The following is a 17,143-nucleotide window of genomic DNA, read 5'->3' as shown; positions in this document are numbered from 1 at the left end:
CCGCCGACCCCGCGCGGATCGCCCGCCGACCCCGCGCCGATCCCGCACTGCGGGATGATTTGCTGTTTGGTCATTGCGAAGATTTATGAAATGATGTTTCAAATTTCGTAACGATGGAGGCTTCAGTGCAGCAGCAAAATCGTCGGGTCGTCATCACTGACTGCGACCACGGCAACGTCGAGATCGAGCGCGGTGTCGCCGACAGGTACGGCGTCGAACTCGTGGTCGCATCGTGCGCGACGGAAGCCGACGTGATCGAGGCCGGCCAGGGGGCGGCAGCCCTCCTCACGCAGTACGCGCCCGTGACCGCGCGCGTGCTCGACGCGCTGCCGGACCTCGTCGCGGTGGGCAGGTACGGCGTGGGCGTCGACACCGTCGACGTCGACGCGGCCACCGCGCGCGCGATCGCCGTGTGCAACGTCCCCGACTACGGCACCGAGGACGTCAGCGACCACGCCATCGCGCACGCCGTCGGGCTCCTGCGAGGGCTCGGCGCGCTCGACCGCGGCATGCGGCGCGGCGTCCACTCGCTCGATCCGGTTCGCCCGCTGCATCGCTTCTCCGCGAGCACCTTCGGGGTGTACGGGCTCGGGCTCATCGGCGAGGCGACGGCGCGCAAGGCGCGCGCGCTCGGGTTCCAGGTGATCGGCACCGACCCGCGGTGGACCCCCGGGACGCAGAGCCCGGACGGCACCGCGGTGGTGTCGTCAGACGAACTGCTCGCGCGCGCCGATCTCCTGTCCCTGCACCTCCCGCTCATCCCTGCGACGCACCACCTCATTGACGACGCGGCCTTCGCCAGCATGCGCCGCGGCGTCAAGCTCGTGAACACCTGTCGCGGCGGGGTGCTCGACACCGAGGCGCTCGTTCGCGCGCTCGAGGCCGGGATCGTCGCCGGGGCCGGCCTCGACGTGTTCGAGGAGGAGCCGCTCCCCGCGACGAGCCGACTGCTCGAGTTCGATCAGGTCTCGGTGAGCCCGCACGCTGCCTGGTACAGCGAGGAATCGTTTGCGGAGCTCAAGCGGCGCGCCATGGAGAACATCCTGGAGGCCTGCGCCGGCAGAATCCCCGCGAACACCGTGAACGCTGCAGCGCTCGACGCGCCGAAGGGGGCCGGGCAGCATGTTTGATCAGAGCCTGGCTGGCCAGTCTGCCGTCGTGACCGGCGCATCGCGCGGGATCGGCGCAGCGATCGCCGCCACACTCATCGACAGCGGCGCCCGCGTGACGACGCTGCAGCGCAGCGCCCCGCCGCGTGAGCTCGCGGAGCTCGCAGCGCGCCACGACACGGAGCTCGCGCACGTGCCGGTCGACTTCGGCGATGCGGGGTCCATCGCCGCGGCGATCGAGGCCGCAGGGCCCGCGGACATTCTCGTGACGAACGCCGGCATGCAGGTGCGCCACGATGCGACGGAGTTCCCGCTGGCCGACTTCGAGCAGGTGCTCGCGGTCAACACCACGGCCGTGTTCCAGCTGTGTCAAGGCTTTGGCCGGGGAATGGTGGAGCGCGGATCCGGCAAGATCGTGGCGCTCGCCTCGCTGCTCTCATTCCAGGGCGGGCTCCGCGTCCCCGCGTATGCCGCGTCCAAGGGTGCCGTCGCGCAGCTCGTCAAGGCGCTGAGCAACGAGTGGGCCGCTCGGGGCGTGAACGTGAACGCGGTCGCGCCCGGCTACGTCGAGACTGACATGAACGCTGCGCTGCTCGCGGACGCCGAGCGTTTCCGCCAACTCAGCGAACGCATCCCCGCCGGCCGCTGGGCCACGCCAGAGGACATCGCGACCGCGGTCGCGTTCCTGTGCACCCCGTACGCCGACTACATCCACGGCACGGTGCTGCCCGTCGACGGGGGGTGGCTGGGACGATGAGCGAGCGACAGCAGATTCCCCTGGCGCTGCGGCGCGAGCCGGTGATCGCGGTGCTCCGTGCGCCAACGCCAGCCGACTACGCGCCGGTGATCGAGGCACTGCACGCCGGCGGCGTCACCCAGGTCGAGGTGACGCTCAGCACGCCCGGCACGCTCGATCACCTCGCGGCGCTCGCCGCGCGCTGCCCGGCAGAAACCGTCATCGGCGTTGGTACCGTCACCACGCCCGAGCAGGCGGAGCGTGCGATCGCCGAGGGCGCGGCGTACCTCGTCACCCCCACCACCGACCACGCGGTGATCGGCGCGGCGCTCGCGCACGGTGTGCCGGTGTTCCCCGGCGGGCTCACCCCAACGGAACTGCACAGCGCGTGGCAGCGCGGCGTCGCGGCGGTGAAGGTCTTCCCCGCTTCGCGAGTCGGCCCTGGCTACCTCGCCGATCTGCGCGGCCCGTTCCCCGGCATCGAGGTGATCCCCTCGGGTGGCGTCACCGCGGACGATGCGCTTGCCTGGCTCGCAGCCGGGGCGTGCGCGGTGAGCGTCGGCGGGCCACTCGTCAGGGACGCTTTCGCCGGCGGCAGCCTCGCCGCGCTGACCGCCCGAGCGCGTGAGCTCACGAGCCGGATCGCGGACGCTGGCTTCGGCGTCGCGCGCGACGGCGGTGCGGTGTCCGGGGTGACGAAGTGACCGGCGGTGGCGCCGAGCCCGGCCGCTACGTGCTCACCGTCGGCGAGTCCATGGGGCTCCTGCGGCAGCGCGATCCCGGCCGGCTGGCCACCCAGCGCACGCTGGGATTCGGCTTCGGCGGCGCCGAGTCGAATGTCGCCATCGGGCTGGCCCGACTGGGCGCGCCGGTGGTCTGGTGCGGGCGACTCGGCGACGACGGCGTCGGGGAGCTCATTGCGCGCGAGCTGCGGGCGGAGGGCGTGACGCCGAGGGTCACCACGGACCCCGACGCCCCAACGGGCCTCATGCTGAAGGAGCGGCCGACGAGCGGCACCTCGCGCGTCGTTTACTACCGCCGCCACGGTGCAGGGTCTCGCCTCGCGCCTTCGGACGTGCCTGCCGGACTCGTCGAACGCGCGGCGCTCGTGCACCTGACCGGGATCACCCCGGCGCTCTCCGACTCCGCGGCGCAGACCGTCGACGCGGTGATCGACCGTGCGAGGGAGGCCGGGGTGACGGTCGCGCTCGACCTCAATTACCGCTCGGCGCTGTGGCCGCGCGAGGAGGCCGCACGCCACCTCACCCGGCTGCTCGGCCGCGTGGACATCGTGTTCGCCGGCGACGACGAGGCCGCGATCGTGCTCGGCGACGCGCCCCCTGAGGAACTCGCGCGCGGGCTCCGCGCGCTCGGGCCGGCGGAGGCCATCATCAAGCTGGGCGCACGCGGCTGCCACGCGAACGACGGGGAGCACGCGCTCAGCGTCGCCGCCGTGCCGATCGCAGCGGTCGACACGGTCGGGGCGGGCGACGCGTTCGTCGCCGGCTACCTCGCCGATTGGCTGGCGGGGGCGCCGCTGAGCGAGCGGCTCGCCACCGCGGTGACCGCCGGGGCGTTCGCGTGTCTGACCGAGGGCGACTGGGAGGGGCTGCCGCGGCGGCGCGACTTCGCGCTGCTGCACGCCGCGGATCCCGTGCAGCGGTGAGGTGAGTGTGCCGCCAGGGCGGAGTCCTGGTGGCACCCCGCGCGCCACGGCAGCTCGGCTCCGCGCCAGCTTTGCCCCGCGGAGCAGGGAAACGTGCGGCGGACCTCCGCGCGCACAACGCCCCGACGTGAGAAGCTTGCGCTGTGAGCGAGGCGGACACCCACACCACTGAGCCGGCACCGACCGGAGCGCCGACGCGCGGCGCCGTCGGCAGGGACACGCTCACGACGGTGGGCATCGCCGTTGCGCTCCTCATCTTCTTCGCGACCGTGCCGCTCTCCGCGCAGGACGGCACCGCGTGGTGGCTGATCACGCTCACGATCGGCTCCTCGCTGCTGCTCGCCGCGGTGCTCGTGCGCATGTTCATGCGCGGCTCCAACCTCTTCCGGCTGCTCGCGCTCCTGCTCGTTGTCGCCGTCGCCTGCGCGCTCGGGATCTTCACGGTTGCGCGGGAGATGCCCGGCCAGTTCACCGGCATCGAGACCCGCATCGACGCGCTCTACTTCACGCTCACGACGATGACGACGACCGGCTACGGCGACATTCACGCGGTCGGTCAGTTCGCGCGCGCCCTCGTCTCGCTCATCCTCGTCTTCGACCTTGTATTCCTCGGCCTGTTCGGTGCGGAGCTCTCGCGGATCGCGCAGCGCAGGTTGGGGCGTCCGCGCGGCGGGGCCGCGGATCCCGCGCGATCGGACACCGCGTGACCCCCGCCGGGCGGCCCGCGCGCACCGCGCGCCTCCTGGCCAACGCGAAACCGCTCGCGACCGCGATCCTGATGGGCGGTTTCGCCGGGCTTATCGCGCTGCTCACCTTCCAGGGCATGCTGGCGCTCCAGCGCCTCGTGTGGGGCGCGGAGGCGGCCGGCCCGCTCCGGATCTTCCTCACGATCCTGTGCGGCGGGGCCCTGCTGATCGCGCTCGCGCGCATCGCGCCGACGGAGTCCATGGACGAGCTGCTCCGAGACGCCGAACGACCCTGGCTGCGATCACGCCGCACGATCACCGTGACCGCGCTCAGCGCGATCGTCGCCGTCGCATTCGGCGGGGCGATCGGGCCGGAAGCCGGGCTGCTCGCGGTCATCGCGCAGTGCTCGGCGATCGTGTCACGCCTGATCGCGCGCGACGAGGCTGCGGCCCGCGCGATCGCGGAGGCCGGTGCCGCCGGGGCGCTGGGCGGCCTCTACGCGTCGCCGCCGGCCGCCGCGGCGCTCGACGGGGATCGCCTCACCCCGAGCCGCTTCGCGTCGCTCGTCGCCGCGGGATCCGGGTTCTTCGTGTTCCTGTTCGTGGCACGCACGGTCTTCGGCGGCGAGGGGGTGACCGCGGTGCCGCTCCCCGAGGCCAGCCAGGGGGTGACGTGGCTGCTCGTGGTGCCCGCGTGCGCCGGGCTGCTGCTCGGCGCGGCGTTCCGGCTGCTGCTCCCCGCAGCTCGGCGGGTGGCCGCCGCCGCTCCGCGACCCTGGGTGGCCACCGCCGTGGGCACCGTGCTGTTCGCGGGGCTCGCGGCCGCGGTGCCACTCGTTCGGTTCTCCGGCCACCACGACCTCGGAACCGTGAACGCGCTCGCCGCAGATGGGGCGTGGCTCCCGCTCGCGCTCCTCGCCGCGGCGAAGCTCGTCGCCCTCGTGCTGTGCCTCGCCGCGGGCTGGCGCGGCGGCGAGATCTTCCCGCTGATCTTCATCGGCGCTGCGGTCGGGGCGGCGAGCGCGGCACTGTGGCCCGAGCTCGATCCCGCGGCCGCCGTCATGATCGCGATGGCCGCGACCGTGACCGTGGGCTGGCGCCGGCCGCTCGCCGCGTTCCTGCTGCTCGTGCTCGTGGTCGACGGTGCCGTCGCGCTGCCGCTGCTCGCCGGCGTCGGAGCGGGGCTGCTCGTCAACCGGGTGTGCTTCCCCGCACCGGGCGGGGAGCCAGCCGACGCCCGGGCGTAGCGGCAGCGCGCGGTGATTGGCCACGCGAACGCTGTGCCGCGCGCCCCATCGCCGCTATGCTCCGAACATGAGCATGGGTGGTGGCATGGGCGGCGGAGGCCGGGGCTCGCGGGTGTCCGGCGGCGACATGGAGCGGCAGCGCGAGCTGAACAGCCAGGCCCCGAAAGTCGCGAACCTCGGGAAGCGCATCGCCGCGCTGTTCCGGCCATACCGCTGGCCGCTCGCCGTGATCATCGCGCTCGTGATCGTGTCGGCGGCGCTCGCGATCCTGCCGCCGCTCATCACGCAGCGCGTGTTTGATGATGGGCTGTTCCCGGTCGACGGATCCGGGCCGAACCTCCCGATCCTGACCTGGTTGGTGGTCGCCATGATCGTGGTGTTCGTGATCTCCTCGGGGCTCGGGATCATCCAGACGTACTTCACCGCGCGGGTGGGCAACCGCGTGATGGGCGATCTCCGCGTCGCGCTGTTCACGCACCTGCAGCGCATGGAGCTCGGCTTCTTCACGCGCACGAAGACCGGCGTGATCCAGTCCCGGCTGCAGAACGACGTCGGCGGCGTCGCGAACGTGCTCACGAACACGGTGTCGAACATCATCGGCAACACCGTGACGGTCGTCGCCGCCGCGGTGGCCATGATCCTGCTCAGCTGGCAGCTCACGATCGTGGCGCTGCTGCTCATGCCCGTGCTCGTCTTCGCGCAGCGCCGCGTCGGCCAGGTGCGCGCCCGGATCGCCGGCCGCACGCAGGAGTCGCTGTCCGAGATGACCGCGATCACGCAGGAGGCGCTCTCGGTGTCCGGCGTGCTGCTCGCGAAGACCTACTCGCGGCAGGGCGCCGAGACGGAGCGGTACGCGGACGAGAACCGCAACCAGATCGCGCTGCAGGTGCAGCAGACCATGAGCGGGCAGGTGTTCTTCGCGCTCGTGCAGGTGTTCCTGTCCGCGGTGCCCGCCATCGTGTACCTCGTCTCCGGCTGGCTCATGGCGGAGGCGCAGGGCTCGGACTTCGACCCGGGCATCACCGCGGGCACGATCGTCGCGTTCACCACGGTGCAGTCGCGCCTCCTCTTCCCGATGATGGCGCTCATGCGCATCGCGCTCGACCTGCAGACCTCGAGCGCGCTGTTCGCCCGCATCTTCGAGTACCTCGACCTCGCCCCAGCCATCGTCGACGCACCGAACGCCGCTGCGCCCTCCGACGCACCCGGCCGAGCCGGGCGCATCGAGTTCTCCGAGGTGACGTTCCGCTACCCGGACGCCGGCCCCGACGATCGCCCAACGCTCGACCGCATCTCCTTCGAGGTGGCGCCCGGCGAGTTCGTCGCGTTCGTCGGCGCGTCGGGCTCCGGCAAGACCACGATCGGCAACCTGATCCCGCGCCTCTACGACGCGTCATCCGGCACGGTGAGCTACGGCGGTGACGACGTGAAGTCGCTCGCGCAGGAGGCGCTCATGGACCGCATCGGCGTGGTCACCCAGGAGCCCTACCTCTTCCACGCGTCGATCGCGGCGAACCTCCGATACGCGAAACCCGATGCGACGCAGGAGGAGCTGGAGCACGCAGCCGGCCTCGCGAACATCCACGAGACCATCGCCGGCTTCGCCGACGGCTACGACACGATCGTTGGTGAGCGCGGCTACCGCCTCTCCGGCGGTGAGAAGCAGCGCATCGCGATCGCGCGCGTGCTGCTGAAGAACCCGCGTGTGCTGGTGCTCGACGAGGCGACCAGCGCCCTCGACACCGTGAACGAGCGCGTGGTGCAGCGCGCGCTCGAGGACGCGCGCAGCGGCCGCACCACGATCGCGATCGCGCACCGGCTCTCCACCGTGGTCGACGCCGACCGCATCTACGTCGTCGGCGCCGGCCGGATCCTCGAGGCCGGCACGCACGAGGAACTGCTCGCCCAGGAGGGTGCGTACGCGGAGCTCTACTCACAGCAGCAGTAGCGCGCCCGCGGCGCGCCTGCCAGCGTGCGTGCCGAGGGAACACGCGGGAGTAGGATCTTCCCGTGCGCCAGATCACCCAGTCACGCAAACTCGCCGGTGTGCGCTACGACGTGCGCGGTCCGATCCTGCAGGAGGCCGAGCGGCTCGAGCGTGAGGGGCGCACGGTGCTGAAGCTCAACATCGGCAACCCGGCCCCGTTCGGATTCGAGGCACCGCCCGAGATCGTCGAGGCGGTGCAGCGTGCGCTGCCGATCGCGCAGGGCTACACGGACTCGCGCGGGATCCTGCCGGCGCGGGAGGCCGTCGCCGCGGCGTACACCGCGGCGGGGATCCCGGGGATCGGCCCGGACGACGTCTTCCTCGGCAACGGAGTGAGCGAGCTCATCTCGCTCGTGCTGCAGGCCCTCGTCGACACGGGCGATGAGATCCTCGTGCCTGCGCCCGACTATCCGCTCTGGACCGCGCAGGTGACGCTCGCCGGCGGGCGCGCGGTGCACTACCCGTGCGACGAGCGCACCGGCTGGCTGCCCGACCTCGCCGCCATCGAGGCGCTGATCACCCCAGCCACCACGGGGATCGTGCTGATCAACCCGAACAATCCGACGGGCGCGGTGTACTCGGCCGAGCTGGTGCGCGGCTTCGCTGCGCTCGCCGAGCGGCACGGACTCGTGCTCATGGCCGACGAGATCTACGACCGCATCCTGTTCGAGGACGCGGTGCACGAGCACGCAGCCCGGCACGTGAACGACACGCTCTGCCTCACCTTCAGCGGGCTGTCAAAGGTGCAGCGCGTCGCGGGGTATCGCGCCGGCTGGCTCGTGACGAGCGGCAACCGCGAGCGCGCGCGCGACTTCCTCGAGGGACTCACGCTCCTCGCCAACATGCGGATGTGCGCGAACGCGCCAGCGCAGCACGCGATCCCCGTCGCCCTCGATCCCGCGGGCAACGGCTCGGGGATCGCCGAACTGTGCGCGCCAGGTGGGCGGCTGCGCGAGCAGCGTGACGCTGCGCACCGCCTCCTCACCGAGATCCCCGGGGTCAGCTGCGTGCGGCCGGGCGGCGCGATGTACCTGTTCCCGCGGCTCGATCCCGAACGGTACCCGATCGACGACGATCAGCGGTTCGTCATCGAGCTGCTGCGCGCAACGCAGGTGCTCGTCACGAACGGGCGCGGCTTCAACCTGCCGACGCCAGACCACCTCCGCTTCGTGACACTGCCGAGCGTTCCCGTGCTCACCGAGGCGATCGGCCGGATCGGCGAGTACCTCGCCGGGGTGCGGCGTGACTAGTGCGCCGACGGGGGAGATTCCCCGATGAGCATCAAGATCCTCGCCGTCGGCAAGAAGCACGAGGCCTGGGTGGCCGACGGCATCGCGCGCTACGAGCAGCGCCTGCGCAAGCCGTTCGACGTCGCGTGGCAGCTCCTGCCGCACTCCGCGCGCGACGGCGACGCTGCGCGCGCCGAGGAGTCGGAGCGCATCCTCGCAAAGCTGGATCGCGACGCCTTCGTTGTGCTCCTGGACGAGCGCGGCCGGAACGTCGACTCCCCGGAGCTCGCGCGGAGGCTGCGCGCGGAGCTCGACGGCGGGCGCCAGATCGTGGTCGTGATCGGTGGCGCGTACGGGGTGTCCGACGCGGTGCGGCAGCGCGCCGGCTTCGTGTGGAGCCTGTCAGCGCTCGTGTTCCCGCACCAGCTTGTGCGGCTGATCCTCGCCGAGCAGCTCTACCGCGCACAGGAGATCACGGCGGGGCGCGCCTACCACCACGTGTAGGCCACCGCGGTGTCGGAGGTGCGCGGTACCCTCGCCGCATGAACCCCTTCCGGCTCTCGACACGCCTCCGGCCCCCCGCGGGCCGGGTCGGCGTTGGTGCGGCCCCTGCGGCCGTGCCGGTGCCGTGGCTGGTGACAGCGCGCTCGGCGTCCGGGGTCATCGAGGTGGCGCACATAGGCGAGACGCCGCTCCTGTCGGTGCGGTTTGCGCTCGCCGGGAGAGGGATGCTCGGGCTCTCGCTTCCGCGGACCGTGCACCCTGGGGAGCGGCTGCGCGTCGCGCTCCGCGGGGCGCACGCTGAGGCGGTCTCCGGCGCCCCGGACGGCATGCTCGTGCTGCGCTGGTTCCAGGCGGACGGGACGGAGCTCCTGTGGCCAATCGCACTGTGATCAATCGCCGCGCTGGCGGCCGGAAGCTGGCCCGTGATTGGGGGCAGGCGCGTGCCTCGCCCGTGCTCGCCGAGGGGTCGCTGCGGCACCAGATGCGACACGCCGGGGAGGGGGCGTGAATGAAAAATCTTTCCACACCCCCAGGCTGTGGATAACCCCTCGAGAGGGGCGGAACTGTGCCGAAAGTTCTCCCCAAGCGCGACGAAATTTCGGTGGAAAGGCCGTGAATAACTACATCGGTGTAACTACAGCATGTTGTGGTCGGGCGAGGTGTGGTTCACTAGATGTAGTGCCTCGGGGTGAGGCTCGAGGTTGGTAAAGAAGGGCGTGAAATGGCCATTACGGTATACACGAAGCCGTCGTGCGTGCAGTGCACCGCGACGTACCGGGCGCTCGACAGCAAGGGGATCGAGTACAACGTGCTCGACCTCTCGCAGGACGAAGCGGCACTCGAGGCGGTGAAGGAGCTCGGGTACCTGCAGGCGCCCGTCGTGGTGACCGACGAGGAGCACTGGTCCGGCTTCCGCCCCGACAAGATTTCGGAGCTCGCGAGCCGCCTCGCCGACTAACGTCGGGCCCCGTGCGACGCCCACGGCGGACGAAGCTTCACGCTTCGACCGCCGGGGGCGTTTCAGCAGCACAATCCGCTTCGGATAGAGGTGATGACCATGGCGGATTTGGTCTACTTCTCAAGCGTTTCCGGGTACACACACCGGTTCGTCGAGAAACTTGGACGGCCAGCGCACCGCATCCCGCTGTATGCGAAGGATGAGCCGCTCGTCGTCACGGAGCCGTTCGTGCTCCTGCTGCCCACCTACGGCGGAGGGCCCGCAACGCGGGCCGTTCCCAAGCAGGTCATCCGGTTCCTCAACGATGAGGGCAATCGGAAGTTGATTCGGGGCGTGATCGCCGCGGGCAACACCAATTTCGGTGAGGCGTACGGCCTCGCTGGGGACATCGTGGCGCGGAAGTGCGACGTTCCAGTCCTCTATCGATTCGAACTCTTTGGCACCCCGGACGATGTGAACGTTGTCCACGAAGGATTGGAACAGTTTTGGAAGCAACAGTGATGGAGCCAGGTCTCGCGTCGTCGAAGATCAGCGACATGGATTACCACTCGCTGAACGCGATGCTCAACCTGTACGACGCTGACGGCAAGATCCAGTTCGACAAGGATCGCGAAGCCGCGCGTCAGTACTTCCTGCAGCACGTCAACCAGAACACGGTGTTCTTCCACAACTTCGAGGAGCGCCTGCGCTACCTCATCGACAACGAGTACTACGAGAAGGAGCTCCTCGACCAGTACGACACGAAGTTCGTCGAGCAGCTCACCGACGAGGCGTACGCGATGAAGTTCCGCTTCCCCGCGTTCCTCGGTGCGTTCAAGTTCTTCACCTCGTACGCGCTCAAGACGTTCGACGGCAAGCGCTACCTTGAGCGCTTCGAGGACCGCGTCGTCATGGTCGCCCTCGGCCTCGCACGCGGTGATCAGGAGCTCGCACGCGGTTTCATGCGGGAGATGATCTCGGGCCGTTTCCAGCCGGCCACCCCCACCTTCCTGAACCTCGGGAAGGCGCAGCGCGGCGAGCTCGTCTCCTGCTTCCTGCTCCGCGTCGAGGACAACATGGAGTCCATCTCGCGCGGCATCAACTCGTCGCTGCAGCTGTCCAAGCGCGGCGGCGGCGTGGCGCTCTCCCTCTCGAACATCCGCGAGGCCGGCGCCCCGATCAAGAAGATCGAGAACCAGTCCTCCGGCATCATCCCTGTCATGAAGCTGCTCGAAGACAGCTTCAGCTACGCGAACCAGCTCGGCGCGCGGCAGGGCGCTGGCGCGGTGTACCTGAACGCACACCACCCCGACATCATGAAGTTCCTCGACACGAAGCGCGAGAACGCGGACGAGAAGATCCGCATCAAGACCCTCTCGCTCGGTGTCGTGGTGCCCGACATCACGTTCGAGCTCGCGAAGAAGAACGAGGACATGTACCTCTTCTCGCCCTACGACGTCGAGCGCGTGTACGGCGTGCCCTTCGGCGACATCTCGGTCACCGAGAAGTACGCCGAGATGGTTGCGGACGCCCGCATCAAGAAGACCAAGATCAGCGCGCGTCAGTTCTTCCAGACGGTCGCAGAGCTGCAGTTCGAGTCCGGCTACCCCTACATCGTGTTCGAAGACACCGTGAACGCGGCGAACCCGATCAAGGGCCGCATCAACATGTCGAACCTCTGCTCCGAGATCCTCCAGGTCAATACCCCGACCACGTACAACGAGGACCTGAGCTACAACGAGATCGGCAAGGACATCTCCTGCAACCTCGGCTCGATGAACATCGCCATGGCGATGGACGGCGGCGACCTCGCCGGCACCGTCGACCTCGCGATCCGCTCGCTCACCGCGGTGAGCGACATGAGCTCGATCACCTCGGTGCGCTCCATCGAGGACGGCAACGCGCAGTCGCACGCCATCGGCCTCGGCCAGATGAACCTGCACGGCTACCTGGCGCGCGAGCACGTGCACTACGGCTCCGAAGAGGGCATCGACTTCACGAACATCTACTTCTACACCGTGCTGTTCCACGCACTCACCGCGTCGAACAAGATCGCGATCGAGCGCGGCGAGGTGTTCGGCGGCTTCGCTGACTCGAAGTACGCGTCGGGCGAGTTCTTCGACAAGTACACGGACGCCGCATGGGAGCCCGAGACCGAGCGCGTGCGCGAGCTGTTCGCAAACGCCGGCATCTCGATCCCGAACCAGGCGGACTGGACCGCGCTGAAGGCCTCCGTCATGGAGCACGGCATCTACAACCAGAACCTGCAGGCCGTGCCGCCCACCGGCTCGATCTCCTACATCAACAACTCGACGTCCTCGATCCACCCGATCGCGTCGAAGGTGGAGATCCGCAAGGAAGGCAAGCTCGGCCGCGTGTACTACCCGGCACCGTTCATGACGAACGAGAACCTCGAGTACTACACCGACGCGTACGAGATCGGCCCCGAGAAGATCATCGACACCTACGCCGCGGCGACGCAGCACGTTGACCAGGGACTCTCGCTCACGCTGTTCTTCAAGGACACTGCGACGACGCGTGACATCAACAAGGCGCAGATCTACGCATGGCGCAAGGGCATCAAGACGATCTACTACATCCGTCTGCGCCAGCTCGCGCTCGAGGGCACCGACATGACCGAGTGCGTCTCCTGCATGCTGTAATTTGGCACCGACACGATCACTGCTGGCTGAGAAAGGCGCGAGGAACGCGATGAACTTCAAGTTGGGGCACGCCGTCCAGGCAATCAACTGGAACCGGATCGAGGACGACAAGGACCTCGAGGTCTGGAACCGCCTCGTGAACAACTTCTGGCTGCCCGAGAAGGTGCCGCTGTCGAACGACGTGCAGTCGTGGGCGACCCTCACGGACGACGAGAAGCTGCTCACCATGCGCGTGTTCACGGGCCTCACCCTGCTCGACACGATCCAGGGCACCGTTGGCGCCGTGTCGCTCATCCCTGACGCGATCACCCCGCACGAGGAGGCCGTCTACACGAACATCGCGTTCATGGAGTCGGTGCACGCGAAGAGCTACTCGTCGATCTTCTCGACGCTGTGCTCCACGCAGGAGATCGACGACGCCTTCCGCTGGTCAACGGAGAACGTGAACCTGCAGAAGAAGGCGCAGATCATCGTCGACTACTACGAGGGCGATGATCCGCTGAAGCGGAAGATCGCGTCGACGCTGCTCGAGTCGTTCCTGTTCTACTCGGGCTTCTACCTGCCCATGTACTGGTCGGCGCACGCCAAGCTCACGAACACGGCGGACCTCATCCGTCTCATCATTCGTGACGAGGCCGTGCACGGCTACTACATCGGCTACAAGTTCCAGAAGGGCCTCGAGAACGAGACCGAGGAGCGTCGCCAGGAACTCAAGGACTACACGTTCTCGCTCATGTACGAGCTGTACGAGAACGAGGTCAAGTACACGCAGGATCTCTACGATCCCGTTGGCCTCACCGAGGACGTCAAGAAGTTCCTCCACTACAACGCCAACAAGGCGCTCATGAACCTCGGCTACGAGCCGATGTTCCCCAAGGAGATGACGGACGTCAACCCGGCGATCCTGTCGTCGCTCTCGCCGAACGCTGACGAAAACCACGACTTCTTCTCGGGCTCGGGCTCCTCCTACGTGATCGGCAAGGCCGAGGCCACCGAGGACGAGGACTGGGACTTCTAGCTCCCCTGATCAAACTCATGTTTCCCGAAATGATGAGCGGAGGTGGCCCAGTGGCACAGCGGGACCAAAATTGCCATCAGGGCACCTTTGCCCACATTTTCCCCATTCTCCTCAACGGCAGCGGCCGACGAGGTGAAGAGGGTGTCAAGTTTGACGGCCGGGGTCCCCGCATGCGCGAGGGACCCCTTCGCCGTTCAAAAGACCCGCCACGTGAGGAAGTACCTCACGGCAGGGAGAAAAGGAGGTCGGCTGATGAAACGCCACCTCGGACTGGGGCCCGACGGCCAGTACAAGACTGGCCAGCGGGTGCCTTACTCGGGATACTGGGCAGATCAGTATGGAGTGACAACATTCCATCAACTGGGTGCAACGTTCCCACCGTGCATCGACCGCAAGGGAGAATGCGCCTACCGTGAACTGATTCGAGAAGACGTAGTTGCCGCTGCGTAGCCTCGGGATGATCTAGATAGATTTTCACGGCGGAAACCCCCACTTTCGAGTGGGGGTTTCCTGTTTTCCGGACGATGCCGGCGGAACGTAATTTGAGTGTATGCCGTCCACACGCCTTTTTCAAACGCTATGCCGAGTCTTTCAATGCGGCACGGGGGGGGGGGGTAAGTGGGTTCACCCCCACCGCGTCGAGGCCTTCATCGAATAGGTTGGCGTACACGTCAAGCGTCATCGCGGATGACGCGTTGTTGTACTGCTCCAACGTTTGCGCCCGCGCTCACCGTCAGTGACCCCGCGGTATGGCGCAGATCGTGAGGAGTGACACATGGGAAATCGGAATCCACTCGCATCATTTCCTTCACCGCCGACGCAAACCAGGAGTTTTCCGCGTGAGGGCGGGGATCGGCGTCTCATCGGTGCCGAACACGTACCTAGGGGGCGACCTTTCGCGAGTTTGCGGAGTGTGAAGCGGATGAAATCTGGCATCGGCACTGTGCGTTTCTCGCCGGTTTTGGGTGTGCCGAACTTGTTTTCGCAACGCGCGAGTAGAATCTTGTCCTCAATACGCATTCAGTTCTTCTTGAGCGCAAGATGCTCAACGCGAAGCGCCGCTGCTTCACCCCGCTGAGGCCAGGACTGTTTGATTAGCGGTGGATGTGCGTGGGGCTGGTACGAGGAATTCCTTGCGATGCGGGACCCGTTTCGAGTGCCACGCGAAGCCTGGGCCCGGGAACAGCAAGACCCCCATATCCGCACTGCTGCGGGGAGGTCTGCACTCCAATTGTCGCACCGGCGCTGCTCGCTGACAAGCGGCACCGGCGCCCGGCGCCCTGCCCCCGCCGCGAGCGCGCGCTTTCGCTCGTGCTTCCACTGTGCGCCAGGTGCCGCCGCCCAGCCTTGCTCACCCGAACTGCGAACTGATCATGCCGCCTGACGACGACCCGGCGCGGGGAGCAAAAGAGCACTTCCCCCATTGATGCTTGGTTTGTTTCATCCTAAGAGCTACAATTCAAGCATGAAGTCGGAAGATGCCCTGCTCGTGATCGCGGAGATCACCGCGTCCCAGTGGGGCATGGTGACTGCGGCTCAAGCGGGTGTGCGTGGCGTAGACCGTCTGACACTTGCTCGTCTTGCGGACGCCGGGCATCTGGAGCGTCTGGCGCACGGGGTATACCGCGATGCCGGTGCGCCAAGTGACCAGTTTGAGGACCTCCGCGTCGCATGGCTCAGTACTGAGCCGAAGCGCCTGGCTGAGGAACGGATCCGTGATGGGGCTGATGGTGTCGTCGTCGCGAGCACGTCAGCGGCGATGCTCCACGGCATCGGTGACCTGTGGGCGAACCTCCACGAGTTCGTCGTGCCCAAGCGTCGACAGACACAACGTGTGGCGATCCGATATCGGCAGCGCGTGCTCGACGCGGGGGACGTCACGATCGTTGAGGGGCTTCCCGCGATGACGCTTGAGCGAACCGTCGCAGACCTGCTGGATGATGTGGGAGACATGAGCTTGGTTGCCGACGGGCTGAAGGCCGCAGCAGGGAACCGAAGACTGGATCTGGACCGCCTCACGGAACTCATTGCACCGCTGGCCGAGCGCAACGGCTTCCGGAGATACGACGGCAGCGCGGCGCTGAACCGGCTCATGGAGATCGCGAGTCTTGACGTCGACTCCATGGCCAGCAGAATCCCGGCGAATTCGGCGCTGGGCTCAAAGATCCTGGAAAACTATCTCAAGGCTATTGCTGCGTCAGTTCCGCTGCCAGACATGAGCGCGTTCACGCGGACGATCACGCCGCAGCTGCTCATGGATGAGAAGACGTGGAGATTTCTCGCGGAGAGTCCCTCGCGGGATCTTATCGCCACCGTTGCTCCGCATCTCACTTCCTCGCTCATCGAGAATTTCTCACAGATGTGGGTCAACACGTCAGCGTCGCCTCGCGCTCGTTTCGGTTCGCCTGGCGCCCTCACGGATCGGCAGGAGCACGACGAATGACCGGGCTGCATGAGCCGTATCCGACCGCGCGCGGAGTGGAATCTGCCATCAAGGATGCCGCTCAGAAGGCTGCGCGGACGGATAGTTCCCTGGACGTGAGTCAGCGTATTCAGTTGGAGTACTTCAATCGGTTTCTGAGCCGAGTCTTCTCCGCGGGTGATGCCTCGGAGTGGGTACTCAAGGGCGGTGCGGGAATGCTCGCGAGGATTCCCTCTACTCGCTCGACGCTCGACATCGATCTGTATCGGCAGGGTTTCCCCCTCGACGCGGCGCTCGAAGAGTTGAGGTGGCTGGCTTCAGTCGATCTTGGTGACCACTTTAGGTTTGAATACGCCGGCCATGAGTCTTCGGTCGAAGCGGACACTCAGCCCTACACCCAAGGGTATCGCGTCGTCTTCACCGTGTATATCGGGGTCGTGAAGCGGGGAACCGTGAAGGTCGACCTGGCTGTCGGCGCGGGTGTGACGGAAACAGTGCACGCCTCGCTTCCGGCTACCGCCTTGGCGCTGCCGAGGATGACGAGCCATCGATACCGCTTGTATCCGGTTGTAGATCAGATTGCGGACAAAGTGTGTGCCACGATGTCCGACTACGACGGGCGCCCGTCGAGCAGGGAGAAGGACCTTGTCGACATTGTGGTCTTCGCTTGCACCCAACACATTGACGGTGAGGCCTTGGGTTTCGCTATTGATACTGAACGGCAGCGACGCGGCATGAATCCGATTCCTCAGTTCGTTGTACCGAGTGCGTGGGGCAGCGGTTACGCCAAGCTTGCCAGGCCGATTCCGCACTGCGCCGACTACCGCACGGTGGAACTGGCGGCAGGTCTCGCCTCACGGCTGATCGACCCGGCCCTCGCTGGGAGCGCACGTGACAAGACATGGTCAGCGACAAGTTTGGCCTGGGAGTAGCGGGCCA

The 17,143-nt window shown here is 67.4% G+C and carries 16 protein-coding genes; all 16 read left to right on the top strand.

Going from position 1 to position 17,143, the window contains the following annotated elements; genetic code table 11:
* The first annotated feature begins 125 nt into the window (after window positions 1-125).
* The 16 genes from EGM46_RS06700 (at window position 126) to EGM46_RS06620 (ending at window position 17,136) form a co-directional block, all read left to right on the top strand.
* A complete protein-coding gene (locus EGM46_RS06700; protein WP_241156221.1) occupies window positions 126-1,130 on the top strand; it encodes a C-terminal binding protein in 1,005 nt (334 codons plus the stop codon).
* Window positions 1,123-1,866, top strand: coding sequence for an SDR family oxidoreductase (locus tag EGM46_RS06695; RefSeq protein WP_125099380.1), 744 nt, complete (start codon window positions 1,123-1,125; stop codon window positions 1,864-1,866). The genes EGM46_RS06700 and EGM46_RS06695 overlap by 8 nt, the downstream gene beginning before the upstream one ends.
* Window positions 1,863-2,549: a bifunctional 4-hydroxy-2-oxoglutarate aldolase/2-dehydro-3-deoxy-phosphogluconate aldolase gene (locus tag EGM46_RS06690; RefSeq protein ID WP_125099379.1), complete on the top strand. Its 687-nt coding sequence runs from the start codon at window positions 1,863-1,865 to the stop codon at window positions 2,547-2,549. The genes EGM46_RS06695 and EGM46_RS06690 overlap by 4 nt, the downstream gene beginning before the upstream one ends.
* Window positions 2,546-3,511 carry a sugar kinase gene (locus EGM46_RS06685; RefSeq protein ID WP_125099378.1) on the top strand — a complete coding sequence of 322 codons (966 nt, stop codon included), beginning with the start codon at window positions 2,546-2,548 and terminating at the stop codon, window positions 3,509-3,511. The genes EGM46_RS06690 and EGM46_RS06685 overlap by 4 nt, the downstream gene beginning before the upstream one ends.
* A gap of 143 nt (window positions 3,512-3,654) precedes the next feature.
* On the top strand, window positions 3,655-4,218 hold the full coding sequence (locus EGM46_RS14850; protein ID WP_206427522.1) for an ion channel: 564 nt from the start codon (window positions 3,655-3,657) through the stop codon (window positions 4,216-4,218).
* A complete protein-coding gene (locus EGM46_RS06675; protein ID WP_125099377.1) occupies window positions 4,215-5,444 on the top strand; it encodes a chloride channel protein in 1,230 nt (409 codons plus the stop codon). The genes EGM46_RS14850 and EGM46_RS06675 overlap by 4 nt, the downstream gene beginning before the upstream one ends.
* 73 nt (window positions 5,445-5,517) lie before the next feature.
* Complete coding sequence (locus EGM46_RS06670; RefSeq protein ID WP_431194069.1) at window positions 5,518-7,392, top strand: ABC transporter ATP-binding protein; 1,875 nt, start codon at window positions 5,518-5,520, stop codon at window positions 7,390-7,392.
* Window positions 7,393-7,454: 62 nt separating this feature from the next.
* A complete protein-coding gene (locus EGM46_RS06665) occupies window positions 7,455-8,681 on the top strand; it encodes a pyridoxal phosphate-dependent aminotransferase (RefSeq protein WP_125099376.1) in 1,227 nt (408 codons plus the stop codon).
* A 24-nt stretch (window positions 8,682-8,705) separates the two neighbouring features.
* A complete protein-coding gene (locus EGM46_RS06660) occupies window positions 8,706-9,164 on the top strand; it encodes a 23S rRNA (pseudouridine(1915)-N(3))-methyltransferase RlmH (protein WP_206427521.1) in 459 nt (152 codons plus the stop codon).
* Between the two features lie 38 nt (window positions 9,165-9,202).
* Window positions 9,203-9,553, top strand: coding sequence for a hypothetical protein (locus tag EGM46_RS06655; RefSeq protein ID WP_125099375.1), 351 nt, complete (start codon window positions 9,203-9,205; stop codon window positions 9,551-9,553).
* A gap of 332 nt (window positions 9,554-9,885) precedes the next feature.
* On the top strand, window positions 9,886-10,122 hold the full coding sequence (gene nrdH / locus EGM46_RS06650) for a glutaredoxin-like protein NrdH (protein WP_125099374.1): 237 nt from the start codon (window positions 9,886-9,888) through the stop codon (window positions 10,120-10,122).
* 99 nt (window positions 10,123-10,221) lie between these two features.
* Window positions 10,222-10,623 (top strand): class Ib ribonucleoside-diphosphate reductase assembly flavoprotein NrdI, encoded by a 402-nt coding sequence (gene nrdI / locus EGM46_RS06645; RefSeq protein ID WP_125099436.1) that lies wholly within the window; start codon window positions 10,222-10,224, stop codon window positions 10,621-10,623.
* Entirely contained in the window at window positions 10,623-12,764 is a 2,142-nt protein-coding gene (nrdE, locus tag EGM46_RS06640; protein ID WP_125099435.1) for a class 1b ribonucleoside-diphosphate reductase subunit alpha, read from the top strand. Before nrdI ends, nrdE begins: the two co-directional genes overlap by 1 nt.
* Before the next feature lie 49 nt (window positions 12,765-12,813).
* Window positions 12,814-13,782 (top strand): class 1b ribonucleoside-diphosphate reductase subunit beta, encoded by a 969-nt coding sequence (gene nrdF, locus EGM46_RS06635; RefSeq protein WP_125099373.1) that lies wholly within the window; start codon window positions 12,814-12,816, stop codon window positions 13,780-13,782.
* A gap of 1,465 nt (window positions 13,783-15,247) precedes the next feature.
* The gene (locus tag EGM46_RS06625) at window positions 15,248-16,225 is read left to right on the top strand and encodes a type IV toxin-antitoxin system AbiEi family antitoxin domain-containing protein (protein ID WP_164512828.1); all 978 of its coding nucleotides are present in this window, start codon (window positions 15,248-15,250) and stop codon (window positions 16,223-16,225) included.
* A complete protein-coding gene (locus EGM46_RS06620; RefSeq protein ID WP_125099371.1) occupies window positions 16,222-17,136 on the top strand; it encodes a nucleotidyl transferase AbiEii/AbiGii toxin family protein in 915 nt (304 codons plus the stop codon). Before EGM46_RS06625 ends, EGM46_RS06620 begins: the two co-directional genes overlap by 4 nt.
* The last annotated feature ends 7 nt before the right edge of the window (window positions 17,137-17,143 follow it).

Origin of the sequence: Leucobacter chromiireducens (assembly GCF_003917135.1) — a bacterium.
GTDB classification, from domain to species: domain Bacteria; phylum Actinomycetota; class Actinomycetes; order Actinomycetales; family Microbacteriaceae; genus Leucobacter; species Leucobacter chromiireducens_A.
This window is presented reverse-complemented; position numbering and strand designations above follow the sequence as displayed.

Bases quoted from the DNA above. Each gene is read 5' to 3' on its own strand.
- EGM46_RS06695 (WP_125099380.1), top strand. From the start codon at position 1,123: ATGTTTGATCAGAGCCTGGCTGGCCAGTCTGCCGTCGTGACCGGCGCA.
- EGM46_RS06690 (WP_125099379.1), top strand. From the start codon at position 1,863: ATGAGCGAGCGACAGCAGATTCCCCTGGCGCTGCGGCGCGAGCCGGTG.
- EGM46_RS06670 (WP_431194069.1), top strand. From the start codon at position 5,518: ATGGGTGGTGGCATGGGCGGCGGAGGCCGGGGCTCGCGGGTGTCCGGC.
- EGM46_RS06660 (WP_206427521.1), top strand. From the start codon at position 8,706: ATGAGCATCAAGATCCTCGCCGTCGGCAAGAAGCACGAGGCCTGGGTG.
- EGM46_RS06655 (WP_125099375.1), top strand. From the start codon at position 9,203: ATGAACCCCTTCCGGCTCTCGACACGCCTCCGGCCCCCCGCGGGCCGG.
- nrdH (WP_125099374.1), top strand. From the start codon at position 9,886: ATGGCCATTACGGTATACACGAAGCCGTCGTGCGTGCAGTGCACCGCG.
- nrdI (WP_125099436.1), top strand. From the start codon at position 10,222: ATGGCGGATTTGGTCTACTTCTCAAGCGTTTCCGGGTACACACACCGG.
- nrdE (WP_125099435.1), top strand. From the start codon at position 10,623: ATGGAGCCAGGTCTCGCGTCGTCGAAGATCAGCGACATGGATTACCAC.
- nrdF (WP_125099373.1), top strand. From the start codon at position 12,814: ATGAACTTCAAGTTGGGGCACGCCGTCCAGGCAATCAACTGGAACCGG.
- EGM46_RS06625 (WP_164512828.1), top strand. From the start codon at position 15,248: ATGAAGTCGGAAGATGCCCTGCTCGTGATCGCGGAGATCACCGCGTCC.
- EGM46_RS06620 (WP_125099371.1), top strand. From the start codon at position 16,222: ATGACCGGGCTGCATGAGCCGTATCCGACCGCGCGCGGAGTGGAATCT.